Annotated in this window: 17 protein-coding genes and 1 pseudogene; 16 read left to right on the top strand and 2 right to left on the bottom strand. The window is 66.1% G+C overall.

Features of this window, described 5'->3' with window-relative positions; genetic code table 11:
• Window positions 1–10 precede the first annotated feature (10 nt).
• Window positions 11–1,183, bottom strand: coding sequence for a phospholipase (locus ACMVY4_RS21325; protein WP_416897954.1), 1,173 nt, complete (start codon window positions 1,181–1,183; stop codon window positions 11–13).
• An 80-nt stretch (window positions 1,184–1,263) separates the two neighbouring features.
• Here ACMVY4_RS21325 and ACMVY4_RS21320 point away from each other — a divergent pair, with 80 nt between their 5' ends.
• The 6 genes from ACMVY4_RS21320 to ACMVY4_RS21295 all read left to right on the top strand — a co-directional run bounded on the left by ACMVY4_RS21320 (window position 1,264) and on the right by ACMVY4_RS21295 (window position 6,686).
• Window positions 1,264–2,772 (top strand): UbiD family decarboxylase, encoded by a 1,509-nt coding sequence (locus ACMVY4_RS21320; protein ID WP_416897953.1) that lies wholly within the window; start codon window positions 1,264–1,266, stop codon window positions 2,770–2,772.
• Entirely contained in the window at window positions 2,769–3,194 is a 426-nt protein-coding gene (locus ACMVY4_RS21315) for a GFA family protein (protein ID WP_416897952.1), read from the top strand. Before ACMVY4_RS21320 ends, ACMVY4_RS21315 begins: the two co-directional genes overlap by 4 nt.
• Before the next feature lie 124 nt (window positions 3,195–3,318).
• The gene (gene yajC, locus ACMVY4_RS21310; protein ID WP_416897951.1) at window positions 3,319–3,708 is read left to right on the top strand and encodes a preprotein translocase subunit YajC; all 390 of its coding nucleotides are present in this window, start codon (window positions 3,319–3,321) and stop codon (window positions 3,706–3,708) included.
• Window positions 3,709–3,738: 30 nt separating this feature from the next.
• Complete coding sequence (gene secD, locus ACMVY4_RS21305; protein ID WP_416897950.1) at window positions 3,739–5,346, top strand: protein translocase subunit SecD; 1,608 nt, start codon at window positions 3,739–3,741, stop codon at window positions 5,344–5,346.
• Window positions 5,347–5,358: 12 nt separating this feature from the next.
• Window positions 5,359–6,312, top strand: a complete 954-nt coding sequence (gene secF / locus ACMVY4_RS21300) for a protein translocase subunit SecF (RefSeq protein WP_416897949.1) — start codon at window positions 5,359–5,361, stop codon at window positions 6,310–6,312.
• Window positions 6,312–6,686 (top strand): Mth938-like domain-containing protein, encoded by a 375-nt coding sequence (locus tag ACMVY4_RS21295; protein ID WP_416897948.1) that lies wholly within the window; start codon window positions 6,312–6,314, stop codon window positions 6,684–6,686. The genes secF and ACMVY4_RS21295 overlap by 1 nt, the downstream gene beginning before the upstream one ends.
• Here ACMVY4_RS21295 and ACMVY4_RS21290 read toward each other — a convergent pair.
• Entirely contained in the window at window positions 6,683–7,801 is a 1,119-nt protein-coding gene (locus tag ACMVY4_RS21290) for a glycine cleavage T C-terminal barrel domain-containing protein (RefSeq protein ID WP_416897947.1), read from the bottom strand. The two genes, ACMVY4_RS21295 and ACMVY4_RS21290, sit on opposite strands and share 4 nt — an antisense overlap.
• A 62-nt stretch (window positions 7,802–7,863) precedes the next feature.
• Here ACMVY4_RS21290 and ACMVY4_RS21285 point away from each other — a divergent pair, with 62 nt between their 5' ends.
• The 10 genes and pseudogenes from ACMVY4_RS21285 to ACMVY4_RS21240 all read left to right on the top strand — a co-directional run bounded on the left by ACMVY4_RS21285 (window position 7,864) and on the right by ACMVY4_RS21240 (window position 18,125).
• The gene (locus ACMVY4_RS21285) at window positions 7,864–8,301 is read left to right on the top strand and encodes a hypothetical protein (RefSeq protein ID WP_416897946.1); all 438 of its coding nucleotides are present in this window, start codon (window positions 7,864–7,866) and stop codon (window positions 8,299–8,301) included.
• 52 nt (window positions 8,302–8,353) lie between these two features.
• Window positions 8,354–8,854 carry a copper chaperone PCu(A)C gene (locus tag ACMVY4_RS21280; RefSeq protein ID WP_416897945.1) on the top strand — a complete coding sequence of 167 codons (501 nt, stop codon included), beginning with the start codon at window positions 8,354–8,356 and terminating at the stop codon, window positions 8,852–8,854.
• Between the two features lie 80 nt (window positions 8,855–8,934).
• Window positions 8,935–9,828, top strand: a complete 894-nt coding sequence (locus tag ACMVY4_RS21275) for a 3-keto-5-aminohexanoate cleavage protein (protein ID WP_416897944.1) — start codon at window positions 8,935–8,937, stop codon at window positions 9,826–9,828.
• A 264-nt stretch (window positions 9,829–10,092) separates the two neighbouring features.
• On the top strand, window positions 10,093–10,404 hold the full coding sequence (locus tag ACMVY4_RS21270; RefSeq protein WP_416897943.1) for an SPFH domain-containing protein: 312 nt from the start codon (window positions 10,093–10,095) through the stop codon (window positions 10,402–10,404).
• Window positions 10,401–11,705 (top strand): flotillin domain-containing protein, encoded by a 1,305-nt coding sequence (locus ACMVY4_RS21265; protein WP_416897942.1) that lies wholly within the window; start codon window positions 10,401–10,403, stop codon window positions 11,703–11,705. The genes ACMVY4_RS21270 and ACMVY4_RS21265 overlap by 4 nt, the downstream gene beginning before the upstream one ends.
• Before the next feature lie 71 nt (window positions 11,706–11,776).
• Window positions 11,777–13,029, top strand: a pseudogene (locus tag ACMVY4_RS21260) (ABC transporter substrate-binding protein).
• A gap of 78 nt (window positions 13,030–13,107) precedes the next feature.
• Window positions 13,108–13,977: an ABC transporter permease subunit gene (locus tag ACMVY4_RS21255; RefSeq protein WP_416897941.1), complete on the top strand. Its 870-nt coding sequence runs from the start codon at window positions 13,108–13,110 to the stop codon at window positions 13,975–13,977.
• Complete coding sequence (locus ACMVY4_RS21250; RefSeq protein WP_416897940.1) at window positions 13,974–15,032, top strand: ABC transporter permease subunit; 1,059 nt, start codon at window positions 13,974–13,976, stop codon at window positions 15,030–15,032. Before ACMVY4_RS21255 ends, ACMVY4_RS21250 begins: the two co-directional genes overlap by 4 nt.
• Window positions 15,025–15,753 carry an ATP-binding cassette domain-containing protein gene (locus ACMVY4_RS21245; protein WP_416897939.1) on the top strand — a complete coding sequence of 243 codons (729 nt, stop codon included), beginning with the start codon at window positions 15,025–15,027 and terminating at the stop codon, window positions 15,751–15,753. The genes ACMVY4_RS21250 and ACMVY4_RS21245 overlap by 8 nt, the downstream gene beginning before the upstream one ends.
• Window positions 15,750–18,125, top strand: coding sequence for an amidase (locus tag ACMVY4_RS21240; RefSeq protein WP_416897938.1), 2,376 nt, complete (start codon window positions 15,750–15,752; stop codon window positions 18,123–18,125). The genes ACMVY4_RS21245 and ACMVY4_RS21240 overlap by 4 nt, the downstream gene beginning before the upstream one ends.
• Window positions 18,126–18,128 lie beyond the last annotated feature (3 nt).

Below are 18,128 nucleotides of genomic sequence, written 5' to 3'. Positions count from 1 at the left end.
ACCCGGCTATCTAGTCCTTCCCGGGGCGGTCGTCCACGTGGATTTCCGGGTCCTTGTCACTTGATCGGGAACCGGCAGTGGCGTCCACCCAATCGAGGATCTCGCCGTTCAGGTCGGCGGCGTAGGTGTGGCTCAGATCCGGGATTTCCCGGTAGGTGACGCGGGCGCCGGCCTGCTGCAGCCATTCGTGCGCCATCCGCGCCATGTCGGCCGGGAACATCCAGTCGAGCCCGCCATGGACCACATGGACCGGCAGTTCCCTGACCCGCGCGGCCTCGGCGAACATGCCGAGCATCGGATGGAACGCGGCGGAGAACGGCGCCAGATGGGTGAAGGGCGAGCCGGCGAGCAGGCCGGAGACATAGGTAAAGGTGCCGCCGTCGCTCATGCCGGTCATCAGCATGCGGCGCTCGTCGATGGTCCAGCGCTCCCGGGCGAAATCGACGATGCGGGCGAGGTGAGGACTGTCGATGTCGTCGCCCTGCAACGCCCAGGTGCCGCCGAGCGAGGTCGGCGCGATCAGGATGGCGCCGCGGCTGCGGGCGGTGCGCAGCCAGCTGTAGAGGAAGGTGCGCCCCTTGCCGCTGCCGCCGTGCAGGGCAACCACCAGCGGATGCGCCGTCGCCGGGTCGTAGGTCTCCGGAACATAGGCCCAGAAGGTCTCCCGGCTATCGACATCGGGTCCGAAGGCCAGAACGCCGGTGCCCTCCGGCGCGACGCCCGACAGACGTTCCTGGAGCGCATTATCGGCGCGTTGGTCTGGCTCGAGGAAATGGCGGCTCACCGGCGCCAGCAGGCCGGCCAGCGGATACATCGCCTCCAGCGCCCGCGGCAGATGCCGCAGCGCCTTGTAGGCAAGCAGGGTGGCGTTCTCGGACCCGGCGGCCTCTCGCAGACCTGCGAAGGCCGCTGTGGCGTTTTCGGCGGCGGCATCCATCTGCCGACCCAGCGGCGCCAGATGATCGGGCCAGTCCGGCGCCGCGGCGACGGCCGATTTGAGCGCCTCGCCGGTCGGCGCTGCGGCCTCGACCAGCGCCTGCAGCGCGGGCGGGTGGAGCCGGCGGGAAATCTCCTCCAGCACCTGCAGCGCCTCCAGCAGCGGCGCCAGCACCGCACCGATCTGCTGGATGTCGGCCCCGGAGGCCTGCTGCGGCCCGTCCGGCGTTTTCGGTTCGTCGGACATCGGGTCTCCCCCTCGCCGGTCCAAACGGCTTAGATTGGCCCCGATTGTCGCCTGCCGGCGGCGGAAATGACAGGACCATCATGCCCGACCAGTCCCTTCGCGATTTCATGCAGCGCCTCGAGAAGGCCGGCGATCTCGTCCGCGTCACCGAACCGGTCTCGACCGAACTCGAGATGACCGAGATCCAGACCCGCCTTCTGGCCGAGGGCGGGCCGGCGGTGCTGTTCGAGAACGCCGTGAACCCCGACGGTTCGAAGGCGGCCATGCCGGTCCTGGTGAACCTTTTTGGCACGGTCGAGCGTGTGGCGATGGGCATGGGCCGCACGCCGGATGAACTGCGCGGCGTGGGCGAGATGCTGGCCTTCCTGCGCCAGCCGACTCCGCCGGAGAGCCTTGGCGATGCCATCGACAAGTTCCCACTGCTGAAGACGGTGCTGGCCATGAAGCCGCGGACGAAGGGCTACGGTCCGGTCCAGGACGTCATCCAGACAGGAGACGCCATCGACCTGTCGCATCTGCCGGTTCAGACCTGCTGGCCGGGCGAGCCCGCGCCGCTGATCACCTGGCCTCTGGTGGTCACGAAGGGGCCGACGGGGAAGGGCGCCGACGACTTCAATCTGGGCATCTACCGGATGCAGGTGATCGGCCGCGACCGCACGATCATGCGGTGGCTGAAGCACCGCGGCGGGGCGCAGCATCATCAGCGCTGGAAGGCCGAGAACCCGGAACCGTTACCCGCGGCTGCCGTCATCGGCGCCGACCCGGGCACGATCCTGGCCGCCGTGACGCCGGTGCCTGACACGCTGTCGGAATACCAGTTCGCCGGGCTGCTGCGCGGCAAGAAGGTCGATCTGGTCGACTGCCAGACCGTGCCGCTGAAGGTGCCCGCCGAGGCCGAGATCGTGCTGGAGGGTCATGTCAGCCTGACCGACTACGCCGACGAAGGCCCCTATGGCGACCACACCGGCTACTACAACGCCGTCGAGAAGTTCCCGGTCTTCACCGTTACCGCGATCACCCGGCGCAAGGACCCGGTCTATCTGTCGACCTTCACCGGTCGGCCGCCGGACGAGCCGAGCGTGCTGGGGGAGGCGCTGAACGAGGTCTTCGTGCCGCTGCTGATCCAGCAGTTCCCGGAGATCGTGGATTTCTGGCTGCCGCCGGAGGGCTGCTCCTACCGCATTGCCGTGGTCTCGATGAAGAAGGCCTATCCGGGTCACGCCAAGCGGGTCATGCTGGGCGTCTGGTCCTATCTCCGGCAGTTCATGTACACGAAGTGGGTGATCGTCGTGGACGATGACATCGACGCCCGGAACTGGAAGGACGTGATGTGGGCGATCTCGACCCGCATGGACCCGGCTCGCGACATAACCGTGGTCGAGAGCACCCCCATCGACTATCTCGACTTCGCCAGCCCAGAGGACGGGCTCGGCTCCAAGATCGGGCTCGACGCCACCAACAAGTGGCCGCCCGAGACCAAGCGGGAATGGGGCACCAAGATCCGCATGACCGACGCGGTGATCGAGACCGTGAACGAGAAGTGGCCGCGCCTCGGCCTGCCGGGTTCCGGCAAGGCGATCTGGAAGTGATCGGCAATCGCCCGCCACCTTATGAGGGCGGCTGTGCCTGCGGGGCAGTCCGTTACAGGATTACGGCCGAAACGCTGGGCAGCCGCGCCTGCCACTGCCGTATCTGCCAGCAGGTGACGGCCGCGCCGTATCTGGCGCAGGCCCAGTTCGCGGAACGTGCAATCACATGGACAGGCGCCACGTCCGTCTGGGCGTCGTCGCCACGGCTGCGCCGTCATTTCTGCCCGGTCTGCGGCACGCATCTGTTTCTGGAGCCCCGGGATGCGCCCCGGATCGGTGTTCCGCTCGCGACGCTGGACGATCCGGAAGCCATCCGCCCGGAGATGCACTACTGGACGGCTTCGGCACTGTCCTGGGCCCCGATACCGGGCGATGTGCCCTGCTTTGCGGAAGCTTCGCCAACACCTTACCGCGAGCCCTGAACAGCCGCTGCCCGGCTTCGGTTGAATTCGCCGCATTGCCGTATATATTCCCGGCACTTTTCGGGAAGGCAGGCCCTTGGGCCCGGGCCTTCGCTTCGCTTCCCCAATGATGGAGCCCTTTGACATGTGGATTTCCCCGGCCTTTGCGCAGGATGCCGGTGGCGGCGGCGGTCTCATGACCTTCCTGCCGCTGATCCTGATCTTCGTCGTCTTCTACTTCCTGCTGATCCGTCCGCAGCAGAAGAAGGCGAAGGAACACCGCAACATGGTGGACAATGTGCGCCGCGGTGACGAGGTCGTGACCGGTGGCGGCATCGTCGGCAAGGTCACCAAGGTGAAGGACGACCAGCACATCCAGATCGAGATCGCCGAGGGCGTGCGCATCAATGTCGTCAAGGGCACGCTGGCCGATGTCCGCACCAAGTCCGCGCCGGCGGCCGCCAATGACTCCGGTCCGGCCAAGCCGGAAGGCGAGAGCGGTGGCATCATGGGCAAGCTGGGCCTGAAGAAGTAACGACCGACCACCGCCCGCAAGGGACGCCGAATGCTGCATTTCGAGAAATGGAAGATCGCGGTCATTGCCGTGATCTGTCTGCTGGGGGTGGCCTATACCATCCCCAACTTCCTTACCCAGGACACGCGGGAATCGATCCCGTCGTGGCTGCCGAGCCAGTCGATCAATCTGGGGCTCGACCTGCAGGGCGGTTCCCACATGCTGATGGAGATCGACACCGACGCGGTGATCGACGACCGGCTCAATGATCTGGTCGAGTCCATCCGCAACGACCTGCGCGAGGTGCGCCCGCGCATCCAGCGCTCGGGCTTCCGTGTCGAGGAGCGCACGATTTCATTCGAGGTGCGCGATCCGGGCCGGATGGATCAGGTGCTCGGCATTGTCCGAGACATCGCCCGCAGCAGCAGCGCGACCCAGGGCTTCGGCACCGGCGGTCCGGAAGTCGAGGTCTCGACGGATGGCAACTTCATCCGCGTGACGCTGACGGAAGAGGGGGTCACGTCGCGCCTGACCGCCGTGGTGCAGCAGTCGGTCGAAATCCTTCGCAACCGCGTCGATGAACTCGGCGTCTCCGAACCGACCATCCAGCAGCAGGGCGCCGACCGCGTTCTGGTGCAGGTGCCGGGCGTGGAGCCCGACCGCCTCAAGGCGATCATCGGCAAGACCGCGAAGATGACCTTCCATCTGGTCGACATGCAGGCGGACCCGTATGCCGACCGCATTCCGCCGGGCACGATGAAGGTCTTCGAGGAGCCTGAGGTCGAGGGCGGGCAACCCATTCCCTACATCGTCAGGAAGAAGGTCGAGGTCTCGGGCGAGCATCTGGTCGATGCGCAGCCGACCTTCGACCAGGGCCAGCCGGTGGTGGCCTTCCGCTTCGACAGCGTTGGCGCCAAGCAGTTCGGCAAGGTGACGATGGAGAATGTCGACCGGCTGTTCGCCATCGTGCTCGACGGCGAGATCATTACCGCGCCGCGGATCAACAGCCCGATCCTGCAGGGCAACGGCATCATCACCGGCAATTTCTCGGTCCAGTCGGCCAACGACCTGGCGATTCTGCTCCGCGCCGGCGCGCTGCCTGCGCCGCTGACCATTCTGGAAGAGCGGACCGTCGGCCCGGATCTCGGCCAGGATTCGATCGACGCCGGCACGCTGGCCTGCATCATCGGCTTCGCGGGCGTCATCGTGTTCATGTTCCTGGCCTACGGGCCGGTGTTCGGTCTCGCCGCCAACACGGCGCTGGTGACCAACCTGTTCCTGATCATGGGCGCGCTTTCCAGCCTGCAGGCGACCCTGACCCTTCCGGGCATCGCCGGCATCGTGCTGACCATCGGCATGGCGGTCGACGCCAACGTGCTGATCTTCGAACGCATCCGCGAGGAACTGGCCAATGGCCGTTCGCCGTTGAATGCGGTCGAGAGCGGCTACAAGCGCGCCTTCACCACCATCGTCGACGCCAATGTCACAACGGGCTTCGCCGCCGCCATCCTGTTCGCGATGGGCTCCGGCCCGGTGAAGGGCTTCGCGGTCACGCTGGCGCTCGGCATCATCTCTTCGATGTTCACGGCGACCCTCCTGAGCCGGTTGATCGTCGCCACCTGGCTGCGGCGCAGGCGCCCGGCGACGCTGGCTATCTGAGGGAGCACGAGGATGATCCGTCTCACGCTGGTCCCGCAGAAGACCAACATTCCGTTCATGAAGTTCCGCCTGATGGCCTTCGTGCTGTCCGGGTTCCTCGCCATCTCCTCGCTGGGCCTGTTCGGGGGCATCGGTCTCAACAAGGGTATCGACTTCGAGGGCGGTATCCTGATCGAGGTGGGCACCGAAGGACCGGCCGATCTCAGCCAGATGCGCGATGCCCTCGGCGGACTCGGGCTGGGCGAGGTGGCCCTGCAGGAGTTCGGCGCCGTCAACGACGTCCTGATCCGCGTCGAACGTCAGGAGGGCGAGGCCCCCGCGCAGCAGGCGGCGGTCGATGCCGTCAAGAAGGCGCTGGAAGCCGACAATCCGGGGATTTCCTATCGCCGCGTGGAGTTCGTCGGGCCGAAGGTCTCCGGCGAACTGGTCGAGAGCGCGCTGCTCGCGGTCGCCACCGCCGTGGTCGCGATGCTGCTCTATATCTGGCTGCGCTTCGAATGGCAGTTCTCGGTGGGCGCGGTGCTGGCGCTGGTCCATGACGTCGTACTGACGATCGGCTTCTTCGCGATCACGCGGATCGAGTTCAACCTGGCATCGGTGGCCGCGATCCTGACCATCGTCGGCTACTCGATCAACGATACCGTCGTCGTCTACGACCGCATCCGCGAGAACCTGCGCAAGTACAAGCAGATGCCGCTGGGCGACCTGCTGTCGCTGTCGATCAACGACACGCTGTCGCGCACGGTGATGACCTCTGTCACGACGCTGCTGGCGCTTGCCGCGCTGTTCTTCTTCGGCGGCGAGGTGATCCGCGGTTTCTCGGCCGCCATGATCTGGGGCGTCGTCATCGGCACCTATTCGTCGATCTTCATCGCCGCGCCGCTGCTGCTGATCCTCGGATTGCAGCGCAGCAGCCGCGACGACGAGGAAGAGGCGGAGAAGGAAGAGATCCGGGAAACCCTCTGATGGATCTGATGCCCGACATTCCGGCCGGGCGTCAGGTTCTCGAGGCCTACGGAGACGGCGGATTCCGCGTCTCCGGCGCACGCATCGAAGGCTCGCTGCTGGTGTTGCCGGACGAGACGGTCAACTGGCCTGTCGCATCTGTAGACGACCTGTCCGACGATGTTTTCGCCCCGATCGTCGAACGGGCCGGCCGCATCGAGGTGCTGCTGTTCGGCTGCGGCGAGTCCATCGCATTCCTGAAGCCCGGGTTCCGCGCCCTGCTGAAGGAACACGACATCGCCGTCGATATCATGGACACCGGCGCCGCGTGCCGGACCTACAATGTGTTGATGGCCGAGGACCGGCGCGTCGCCGCCTGTCTTATTGCAGTCTAGCTCCGGCCGGGCTTGCAGAAGGGCAGGCTGGTCTCGGCGGCCTCTCTCACGCCCGCCGGTGTGGTGACCCGGAAGGCGGCGTCCGGCGCGGTGGTGTTGTCGATCAGCGCGATCGCGATGTTCCGTTTCAGCCTCGGCGACCAGACGGCGATGGTGCAGATGCCGACACGCCGGTTGCCCACGAAGACGGGCCAGTGATCCTCTGCAGTCGGCAGACGCGGGCCGTCGATGAACAGGCCAGTGCGCCGCCGCCTTGGCCCTTCGGCGCGGATGCGGGTCAGCGCGGTCTTGCCGACGAAATCGGCGTCCATCTCCAGATTGACGAACTGCTCCAGCCCGACCTCGAAGACGTTGGCGTCCGGATAGGTGTCAGTGCCGAAGGACAGCAGCCCGCTCTCGGTGCGCTCGACCGTGTTCGGCGCACCGGGACCGATCCCGAAGGGTTGGCCGGCCTCCTTGACGATGTTCCACAGGTCGCCTCCGCGGCTGCCGTCCTTCAGATAGATCTCGAACCCGCCCTGGTGGCTCCAGCCCGAACGGGCGACGACCACGGGGATGTCGTCGATGGCGGTCTCGTGGAAGGCGAAGAAGGGGACGGTCCTGACCCAGTCGCCGAAGATGGCGGCGGCGACGTCGAAGCTCTTCGGCCCCTGGATTGCGAGCGGCGAGACGTCGGGTTCGTCGATCACGACATCGAGGCCGAAGCCGTAGGCGACGCCGCGCGCCCAGAGCCAGATGTCGCTGTCGGCGAGAGACAGCCAGTAGCGGTCCCGGTCCAGTTTCAGCAGCACCGGGTCGTTGAGCAGCCGCCCCTGATTGTCGCTCAGCGGCGCATAGCGGCCCTGACCTATGCGGATCTTCTCGACGTCGCGCGGCACCAGAATCTGCGTCAGGCGCGCGGCGTCCGGCCCGGTGATCTGGACCTGCCGCTCCACCGAGACGTCCCACATCGACACCCCGTCGATCAGCCGCCAGTACTCGCCCTCAGGATCGCCGTAATGCACCGGCATCAGCATGTGGTTGTAGGAGGTGAAGCCCTTCACCCCCTCGGCCACCGTCTGCGGGAAGAAGGGCGACTTGCGAAGTCGGGCGCCGATGGGAAGTTCGTAGCTCATGGGGTCTCGGATCTCCGGCTGAAACCGCGGCGATAAGTGCCGATCTAACGCATTGCGGACGCTTGGGGCGGCTGACAAATTCCGTCACCATGAAGATGATGCGCGACATTCAGCCCGTCGTCGCCTCGTTTGCAGTGATCGCCATGGTCCTGCACGCGGCGTTCTGGGTCTCGTGCGCGCTTCAGTTCCCGCCGGGGACCGTGAAGATCTCCGCCGGCTCGCTGCTGGTGCCGATCTGTACGCCGGACGGCGTCCGCACCGTCGAGATGGATTTCGGCCGGGCCGGCGCCCCCGTGGACGGCGAGGCGATGCAGGAATGCCCGGCCTGCGCCCTTGTCTGCGGTGTTGATGCCGCGCCGGGCCAGACCGGCTTCACCTCGCCGGTCGGTCTTGCGGCGGCCCTGCCGCCCGCCATTGTCGAAGCCGAGCATCGCGCCCGGCTCATCGCCCGAACCGGACTCGTCCCCCGCGCACCGCCGGCGGTTTTCTCGACAGCCTGACAATCGAGACAACCAACGGATGGACCGGCACGCCCGGTCCGGGGAGAACACCATGAAGACCATTTCCTTTGTCGCCAGTCATGTGGCTGCCGCCGCGATGCTGCTTTTCGCGCTGTCGCTCAATCACGGCCATGCTCATGAATACAAGGCCGGCAACATCGTCATCGGCCATCCCTACGCCTTCGCCTCCATCGGCCAGGTGCCGAACGGCGCGGGCTTTCTCAGCCTGAAGAACGAGGGCAGCGAGGACGACGCCCTGATCGGCGTCCGGTCGGGTTTCGCGGCCCGGAACGAGCTGCACACACACATCAACGAGAATGGACGGATGATGATGCGTCCGGTCGAGCGTGTGGAGGTGCCGGCCGGCGCCATCGTCCTGCTGGAGCCCGGCGGTCATCACCTGATGCTGATGGGACTCGACGCCCCGCTGAAGGAGGGCGAGCGGAGGACCGTGACGCTGGTCTTCGAGAAGGCCGGTGAGATCGACGTCGAGCTTGCCATCGAGGCGCGCAAGGCCGGCGGCGGCCACGGCGGTCACGGCAGTCACAACTAGGCTGACGGGCGGGCCGGCCCTGTTGCAGGATGGGGCCGGCCCGCCATATCCCGGCGGGCTGCCGGCCGGGGAGCCCGCCCATGAATTTCGATGCTTTCATCACCTGCGCGGTGACCGGATCCGGCGACACCGCTGGCAGGTCGGAGCATGTGCCTGTGACTCCGGCCGAGATTGCGAACGCCGCCATCGAGGCCGCCAGGGCCGGGGCCGCCATTGCCCATATCCACGTCCGCGATCCCGAAACCGGCAGGGGCAGCCGCGATGTCGCCCTGTATCGCGAGGTCGTCGACCGCATCCGGTCGTCGGACACGGATGTCATCATCAATCTCACCGCCGGGATGGGCGGCGATATCGTCTTCGGTCCCGGCGAGTCGCCGCTGCCGCCCGATCCGGCAGGCACCGACATGGCGGGGCCGCTGGCGCGGCTGGCGCATGTCGAGGAATTGCTGCCGGAGATCTGCACGCTCGACTGCGGCACCATGAACTTCGCCGAGGCCGACTACGTCATGACCAACACGCCAGGTACGCTCCGGACGATGGCAAGGCGGGTGCAGGAACTCGGCGTGCGGCCGGAACTGGAGGTCTTCGACACCGGGCATCTGGTCTTCGTCAACGAGATGGTGCGCGAGGGGCTGATCGACGACCCGGTGATGATCCAGCTCTGCATGGGCATTCCCTATGGCGCGCCGGACGATCCGCAGACCCTGATGGCGATGGTCAACCGGCTGCCGGCTGGCGCGGTCTTCTCGGCCTTCTCACTGGGCCGGATGCAACTGCCCTTTGTTGCAATGGCGGCGCTTGCCGGGGGCAATGTCCGCGTCGGCCTGGAGGACAATCTCTGGCTCGAAAAGGGTGTTAAGGCCACGAATCGCAGCCTGACCGAACGTGCAGCGGAAATCCTGGGCGCGATGAATGTACGCCTGCTCGGACCCGCCGAAGTCCGCGAGAAACTGAAGCTGACGAAGCGGGGCTGACGCCCGGCAGCCGCGGCGCCGATGCAGCCGATCCTGTCGGAACAAGGATCGCCGTCAGCCGTGCTTGTCCAGAAGTGATCATCGGAAATGATACGCGCGCCATCGGATTAGCCCGACAAATGAAGCGCTTGACTCCCCCGGCGCGACCACGGACGATTTGTGCACTGCACCCGAAACGCCGGACCCGCGAGGTATCGGCGTACGGGTGTCTCTGGCGCCGGAGGGGAGAACCCGCGCTGCCGGAGGTGGCGTCTGGAGGGTCCGATGGGCTGGCTTGTAGCAATCGTCGTGGCGATCATCGCGCTGATCGTCGCCATTCTGTTCCTCAACCGCTTCTACAAGAAGGGCAGCCGCGACGTCGCGCTGATCCGGACCGGTTTCGGCGGCCAGCGCATTGTCATGGAGCGCGGCTGCATCGCGCTGCCGATCGTTCACCGTATCTCCGAAGTCAACATGAAGACGATGCGGCTGGAGATCGAGCGCAAGGGCGAGCGGTCGATCATCACCAGAGACCGTCTGCGCGTCGACGCCTCTGCCGAATTCTATGTCCGGGTGAATCCTCGGCCGAAGGTGTGACGACCGCGGCCCAGGCGCTGGCAGGCAAGTCCTTCCGCGCCTCCGACCTGGCCGAAACCCTGGAAGGCAAGCTGGTCGACTCCATGCTTTCGGTGGCCGCCCGCTACACCATGGACGAGTTGCAGGACCGCCGCGGCGAGTATGTGCGTGAGATCTCCGAGGCGCTGTCGCCGACGCTCGCCATGAACGGGCTGCTGCTGGAGAACGTGGCGCTGACCCGCCTGGACCAGACGCCGTTCAGTTCGCTGGACGAGAACAATGCCTTCAACGCCGTCGGCATGCGGCGCCTGTCGGAGATCATCGCGACCTCGAAGAAGGAACGCGCCCAGATCGACGCCGATGCCGATGTTGCGGTGCGCCAGAGTCAGCTGCAGGCGACCAAGCAGCGCTTCATCATCGAACAGGAATCCGAACTGGCCCAGCAGGCGCAGCAGAAGGAGATCGAAAGCCGCCGCGCCGAGAGCCAGGCCGAGATCGCCGAACAGCAGGCGCTTGCAGAGCGGCGCCGCGAGGCCGCGCGTATCGAGCGGGACAAGGCGGTGAAGGAAGCCGAGATCCAGCGCGACCGCGCCGTGCGCCGCATGGAAGTGGAGAGCGAACTCAATACCCAGACCGCGCGGCACGAGCGTGAGGTGGCGCTGGCCGCCAAGCGGATCGACGAGGCCAAGGCCCGCGCCGCCGCCCTGCTGGAGGAAGCCAAGCGGGTCGAGGCGGAGGCCGGTGTCGAGACCGCAAAGGTCATCGCCGAGGCCGAGCGCCAGAAGAACCTGGCGATCATCCGGGCGCACGAGGAAGCCGAGGTCGACGACACCCGGGTCAAGAGCGAGACGGAAACCATCCTGGCCATGGCGCGGGCGAAGGCCGAGGCCACCGATATTTCCGCGACCGCGAAACGCATCGAGATGCTGACCGAGGCCGAGGGCCGCAAGGCGCTGGTGGAGGCCGAGAACGGCCAGAGCGAGCAGCTGATGCGGCTGAAGCTGGACATGGCGAAGATCGAGGCGCTGCCGGAGGTCGTCAGCCGCATGACGAAGCCGGCGGAGAAGATCGATTCGATCCGCATCAACCACATTTCAGGCTTTCCCGGCACCGGCGGCAGCGGCAACGGGGCCGGCAAGGGTGCGTCGGGCGAAGGTTCGGCCGTGAACCAGGTCGTCGACAGCGTACTGTCGATGGCGCTGCAACTGCCCGCCATCCGCAAGCTGGGCGAGGATATCGGCATGAATGTCGGCGACGGTCTCAAGGGGCTGACGGACACGATCGACGGCGACGCCGCGGCCGGCAAGGACAGCGGCGACTGATCATCTACCGAACCGCCGCGTGCGGTTCCCCGCGGCATGCTCGTGCATCCGCAAACACAGGAGTGGGCTAAATGAATTCGACTCGCAGAACGTTTCTGAAGGGCTCGGCGGCGACGGCGGCGGTCCTTTCGGCGCCGGCCATCATCGGCCGTGCGGCGGCGGCCGATCCGATCAAGCTGGTCAGCATTCTCGACCAGTCGGGCGGCCTCGACATCTATGGCCGTCCGATGGTCAGCGCGACCGAGATGGCCGTCGACGAGATCAACGAGGCTGGCGGCCTGCTGGGCCGGCGGTCGACCTGAAGATGTACGATCCGCAGTCGACCATTCAGCTCTACACCCAGTATGCGACTCAGGCGGCCGCGTCCGACAAGGCCGATGTCGTCCATGCCGGCATCACCTCGGCCTCCCGTGAGGCGATCCGGCCGACGCTGGACCGCTTCCGCACCCTCTATTTCTACAACGTGCAGTACGAAGGCGGCGTCTGCGACCGCAACGTCTTCTGCACGGGCTCCACGCCGGCGCACACGGTCGAGAAGCTGGTGCCACATGTGATGAAGAAGTGGGGCAAGAAGGTCTACATCGTCGCCGCGGACTACAATTACGGCCAGATCATCGCCGACTGGGTGGAGAAGTTCGTCCGCGACGAGGGCGGCGAGACCGTGGCCACCGAATTCTTCCCGCTGGACGTGACCAATTTTGGCCCGACCATCCAGAAGATCCAGGCCGCCAAGCCGGATCTGGTGTGGTCGGCGCTGGTGGGCGGCGCCCACATCTCCTTCTACCGCCAGTACGCGGCAGCCGGTCTGAAGGACAGCATCCCGGTCGCCTCGACCACCTTCGGCCTGGGCAACGAGCATCAGTCGATCTCGGCCGAGGAAGGCAATGGCATGCTGACCTCCTACACCTACTTCCAGGAAATCGACACGCCGCAGAACATGGATTTCGTGAAGCGCTTCCAGGCCCGGTTCGACGGCGACGCGCCGTATCTGAACGAACTGGCCGTACGCTCATACGAGGGCATCCACCTCTGGGCGGAAGGCGTGAAGAAGGCCGGTACGCTGGACCGGATGGCGGTGATCGAGGCCCTGGAAGGAGATGTCAGTTTCGACGGGCCGAGCGGTCTCATCTCCATCGAGCCGAAGACCCATCACGCGACGCTCAACGCCTATATCGCCGAGGTTCAGGACCAGAAGTTCAACGTCCTCGAGACCTTCCCGAAGCAGGAACCGCGCGACACCATGCTGGTCTGCGATCTGGAGGCGAACCCGAACGAGGCCAAGTTCTACTTCGAGAACGGGCTGAAGGCCGCCGGCATCGAATAAGCGCCGGTACAACCGCCACGACCTGTCCCGGCGGCTTCGGCCGCCGGGACGCCTGTACAATTGCTGAGGGGCCGATCCTTGGACCTCTACGTCGCCCTGCTGCTGCAGATCGTCTACGGCGTCGCCAATCTGGTGCTGATCTCGCTCGGCCTCGCCATCATCTTCGGCATGATGCGGGTCATCAATCTGGCCCATGGCGAGTTCCTGATGCTGGGCGGCTACACGGTGGTCATCTCGACCAATGCCGGCGTGAACATCTGGCTCGCCATGCTGATCCTGGCGCCGCTGGTGGTCGGCGTCGTCGGCATCATCGTCGAGCGGGTGATGATCCGTTTCCTCTACGGACGCATGGTGGACACGCTGCTGGCGACATGGGGGCTGTCGCTGGTGCTGATCGGCCTGATCACGACCATCTTCGGGGCGCAGACCGCGACCACGATCTCGCCGCCCATCGGCGCGATCAAGATCGGCGAGTTTTCCTCGTCGGGATATGAACTGTTCCTGATCGGCGTCACCATCGTGCTGTCGATCGCGGCGTGGCTTGTCCTGCGCCACACGAAGCTCGGCCTGCTGGCGCGCGGCACGATGCAGGGCGCGGAGATCGCCTCGGCCCTCGGCGTCTCCACCAAGCAGATCTACGCCGTCACCTTCGGCATCGGCGCCGCCGTGTCCGGGCTCGCCGGCGGCCTGCTCGCACCCGTTACCGGCGTGCTGCCGACCATCGGCGCGACCTACATTGCCAAATCCTTCATCACCGTGATCTCCGGCGGTCAGGCGATCCTGGCCGGTACGCTTTCGGCGTCCGGGCTGCTCGGCAGCGTCAACTCGATCCTGAGCTATATTACCGGGCCGACGGTCGGCGAGGTGGGACTGCTGGTCGTGGCGATCGTGCTGCTCCGGCTGATGCCCCAGGGCATCACGTCGAAGCTCTTCCGGAAAAGCCTGTGACACGCGCCCGCGAGAACCGCTGGCTGGCGATCATCGGCATCGTCGGCCTGATCTTTCTCTTCGGCGCGCCCGAAGTGCTGGAACTCTTCACCGTCATCAACCTGACCACGGCGATCGCGCTGGCGCTGCTGGCGCTCAGCCTCGGTCTCGTCTGGGGCTTCGGCGGCATTCTCTGTTTCGGCCAGACCGCCTTCTTCGGCCTGGGCGCCTATGCCTACGTCATCGCCGCCATCAATTTCGGCGGGACCAGTTGGGCCGTGGTCGTGGCAGTGCTCGTCGCCGCCGCCTTTGCATCGGTGCTCGGCTATTTCGTCTTCTACGGACGGGTCTCGGACGTCTATCTCGCGGTTATCACGCTGACCGTGACGCTGATCTTCTACAACCTGCTGCGGCGCACCTCCGGGCCGGAATACAAGATCGGCGATGCGTTGCTGGGCGGCTTCAACGGCATCAATGCGCCACCGCTCAACGTGCCGGGCGACGCAAGCTGGTTCCTGTTCCCGGAGGACCTCTTCTACGTCGCGATGGCGGCGCTGATCCTCGCCTATTTCGGCTGCGTCTGGCTGATCCGGAGCCATTTCGGCCGTGTCGCTGTCGCCATCCGGGAGAACGAGCTCCGCGCCGAACTGATCGGCTACGACATCCGGCTGAACAAGCTGCTTCTCTTTTCGGTCGGCGGCGGCATTGCGGGTCTGGCAGGGGTGCTCTTCGCCAATGGCGTCGGCCGCGTGACGCCCGACGTCTTCAATCTCTACAACGCTGCGCTGACCATCATCTGGGTCATCGTCGGTGGCCGCGGCACGCTGATCGGACCGATCCTAGGGGCCATCGCGCTGTTCTATCTGACCAGTGCGCTGGGCCAGCAGACGGCGATCAACAACAACCTGATCCTGGGCGTCATCCTGGTTGTCTTCGTGCTGCTGGTGCCGCGCGGCATCGTGCCCAGCGTGATCTGGCTCTGGGACCGCCGGCGCGGCCATCGCGCCGACTTCCGCCGCCAGGGCCGCCGCCGCCGGGGCCGGCGCGGCAGCGTTGCGGAGGCGAGTAATGAATAGCCGCAGCGAGATCGTCGTCGAGACCCGGGGTCTGTCGATGCACTTCGGCGGCGTCGTGGCCGTGGATCAGGTCGACTTCAGCCTGCACGAGAAGGAACTGCGTTGCCTGATCGGCCCCAACGGCGCCGGCAAGAGCACTTTCTTCAAGTGCCTCACGGGGCAGCTGAAGCCGACCTATGGCGATGTCGTGATCCGCGATCTGAACGTGAACCGCGCCCACAGCCACGAGATCGCCGGCCTTGGCGTCGGCATCAAGACGCAGGTGCCGAACGTGTTCGAAGGGCTGACGGTGCACGAGAACATCTGGCTCTCGGCGCGGCGCTGGCATGACGCGAAGCGCGCCCGCAGCCTGGTCGAGGACACGATCGAGCGCGTGCGCCTCGGCGATATCCGCCGCCACACGGTCAACGAACTGTCCCACGGCCAGCGGCAGTGGGTCGAACTGGGCATGGTCATCGCCGCGGAGCCTTGGCTGGTGCTGCTCGACGAGCCCGCCGCCGGCATGACCCATGACGAGGTGCAGCTGACCGTCGAACTGATCAAGGAGATCAACCGGACGGCGACCCTGATCGTGGTCGAGCACGACATGCAGTTCGTCCGTCAGATCGCGGAGATGGTCACTGTCTTCCACCGCGGCCAGATCCTGATCGAAGATACCATGGACGTGGTTTCGGCGGACCGGACCGTCCGCGACGTCTATCTGGGACACAAGCACCAATGAGCGCGGCGGAAGACATCGGGCGCAACGCCATCCTGACGGTGAAGGGTCTGCGGGCCGGCTATGGCCGCGTGCCTGTGCTGCACGGCATCGACATGCAGGTCGGCGAGGGCGAGATCGTCGGCGTGCTCGGCCACAACGGCATGGGCAAGACGACGCTGCTGAAGACGCTCTGCGGCATCATCCGGCCGACCGGCGGCCGCATCGATTTCGACGGCATGGACATCACCCGCGATCCGGCGCACGAGCGGAACCGCATGGGGATCGGCTACGTGCCGCAGGGCCGCGGCATCTTCCCGAACCTGTCGGTCACCGACAATCTGCGCATGGGCATCGCCGCGCACCGCGCCGACGAGTACGAGGCCGTGGAGCGCATGGTCGCCGAGTTCCCGCGGCTGGAGCCGATGATGGACCGCTCAGGCGGTGCGCTGTCGGGCGGCGAGCAGCAGATCCTGGCGCTGGCGCGCTGCCTGATCAGCGAACCGGATCTGATCCTGCTGGATGAGCCGACCGAGGGCATTCAGCCCTCCATCGTCGACGACATCGGCGAACTGCTGGAGAAGCTGCGCAGCGAGCGCGGCATCTCCATCGTGCTGGTGGAGCAGAACCTGGAATTCATCACCGATCTGTCGGACCGGATCCTGCTGCTGCAGAAGGGAACGGTCGAGGGTGAGGTGACGCCCGGCAGCGGCGACCAGCAGCTGCTCGACGAGTTTGCCGGCTTCGGCAGCGGCAACGGCCGTTCCGCCGGCAAGCCTGCCGCAGCCGCCTCGCCGGCATCCGCACCGACGGCCGGCCGCCGTCCCGAATCCCGGCCCGAAAGGCCGGCCCGCCCGACGCCTGTTGAGGAGGCGATCTACATGACCGTGAAACGACCCACCCTCGCCCAGATGCGCAGCATCGTCGAGGATTTCGGCATGCACATGACGGACGAACGGATCCAGGAGTTCATGGACCTGATGGAAGGCAACTTCCAGGCCTATGACCTGGTCGATTCCATGCCCGACTACCTGCCGCCGGTCGATTATCCGCGCACCGCGGGATACCGCCCCGGGCCGGACGAGAACCCGATGAACGCCTGGTATGTGAAGACCGAGGTGAAGGGCGCGCCGCGCGGGCCGCTCGCCGGCCGGACCGTGGCGCTGAAGGACAACATCTGCCTGGCCGGCGTGCCGATGATGAACGGCTCGTCGACACTGAAGGGCTATGTCCCCGATGTCGATGCGACCCTGGTCACCCGCCTGCTGGATGCCGGCGCGACCATCGTCGGCAAGGTGCATTGCGAGCATTTCTGCCTCTCCGGCGGCAGCCACACCAACTCCACCGGTCCGGTCCACAATCCCCACAAGCGCGGCCACACGGCCGGCGGGTCGTCCTCCGGCTCCGGCGCGGTCGTCGGCAGCGGCGAGGTGGACATGGCGATCGGCGGCGATCAGGGCGGTTCCATCCGCATGCCGGCCAGCTTCTGCGGCTGCTACGGCATGAAGGCGACGCACGGGCTGGTTCCCTATTCGGGTGTGATGCCGATCGAGAACACCATCGATCACGCGGGGCCGATGACCCAGAACGTCTACGACAACGCGCTGATGCTGGAAGTCATTGCGGGCGAGGACGGGCTCGACCCGCGCCAGTACAACGTGAAGACCGACAACTACACCGCGGCGGTGAACCGTGGCACGGGCGGTCTCAGGATCGGTCTGGTCAAGGAAGGCTTCGGCCGCCCGGAATCGGAGCGCGCCGTCGATGATTCCAACCGCGCGGCGGCGGAGAGATTCCGCGAGATGGGCGCGACCGTCGACGAGATTTCCATTCCGATGCACCTGATGGGTCCGGCGATCTGGACCCCCATCGCGCTGGAAGGCCTGACCAACCAGATGATGAAGGGCAACGGCATGGGCACCGGCTGGGAGGGGCTCTATGTCACCAGCCTGCTTGACTATCACGCCAACTGGCGGTCGCGGGCGGACGAGCTTTCAGACAGCCTCAAGATCTCGATGATGGTCGGCGAGTTCTTCCTCCGGCATCACCGCGGCCATTACTACGCCAAGGCGCAGAATCTCGCGCGGAAGCTGCGCGGCGCCTATGACAAGATGCTCGGCGCCTACGATCTGCTGCTGATGCCGACGACGCCGATGGTGGCGCCGCCGATCCCCGCGCCGGACGCGCCGCTGTCGGAATACATCCAGCGGGCCTTCGAGATGATCGGCAACACCGCGCCCTTCGATACCACCGGCCACCCGGCCATGGCGGTACCTTGCGGCATGTCGAACGGGCTGCCGGTCTCGATGATGCTGATCGGTAAGCATTTCGACGAAAGCACCATCTACCAGGCCGCCGGCGCCTTCGAACGGGCGGGCGACTGGCGCAAGATGTAGCCG

This window comes from Minwuia sp. (assembly GCF_048007105.1).
GTDB lineage: Bacteria > Pseudomonadota > Alphaproteobacteria > Minwuiales > Minwuiaceae > Minwuia.
This window is presented reverse-complemented; position numbering and strand designations above follow the sequence as displayed.

Bases quoted from the DNA above. Each gene is read 5' to 3' on its own strand.
- secD (WP_416897950.1), top strand. From the start codon at position 3,739: ATGCTGCATTTCGAGAAATGGAAGATCGCGGTCATTGCCGTGATCTGT.
- ACMVY4_RS21280 (WP_416897945.1), top strand. From the start codon at position 8,354: ATGAAGACCATTTCCTTTGTCGCCAGTCATGTGGCTGCCGCCGCGATG.
- ACMVY4_RS21240 (WP_416897938.1), top strand. From the start codon at position 15,750: ATGAGCGCGGCGGAAGACATCGGGCGCAACGCCATCCTGACGGTGAAG.
- ACMVY4_RS21295 (WP_416897948.1), top strand. From the start codon at position 6,312: ATGGATCTGATGCCCGACATTCCGGCCGGGCGTCAGGTTCTCGAGGCC.
- ACMVY4_RS21320 (WP_416897953.1), top strand. From the start codon at position 1,264: ATGCCCGACCAGTCCCTTCGCGATTTCATGCAGCGCCTCGAGAAGGCC.
- ACMVY4_RS21275 (WP_416897944.1), top strand. From the start codon at position 8,935: ATGAATTTCGATGCTTTCATCACCTGCGCGGTGACCGGATCCGGCGAC.
- secF (WP_416897949.1), top strand. From the start codon at position 5,359: ATGATCCGTCTCACGCTGGTCCCGCAGAAGACCAACATTCCGTTCATG.
- yajC (WP_416897951.1), top strand. From the start codon at position 3,319: ATGTGGATTTCCCCGGCCTTTGCGCAGGATGCCGGTGGCGGCGGCGGT.
- ACMVY4_RS21245 (WP_416897939.1), top strand. From the start codon at position 15,025: ATGAATAGCCGCAGCGAGATCGTCGTCGAGACCCGGGGTCTGTCGATG.
- ACMVY4_RS21270 (WP_416897943.1), top strand. From the start codon at position 10,093: ATGGGCTGGCTTGTAGCAATCGTCGTGGCGATCATCGCGCTGATCGTC.
- ACMVY4_RS21290 (WP_416897947.1), bottom strand. From the start codon at position 7,801: ATGAGCTACGAACTTCCCATCGGCGCCCGACTTCGCAAGTCGCCCTTC.
- ACMVY4_RS21325 (WP_416897954.1), bottom strand. From the start codon at position 1,183: ATGTCCGACGAACCGAAAACGCCGGACGGGCCGCAGCAGGCCTCCGGG.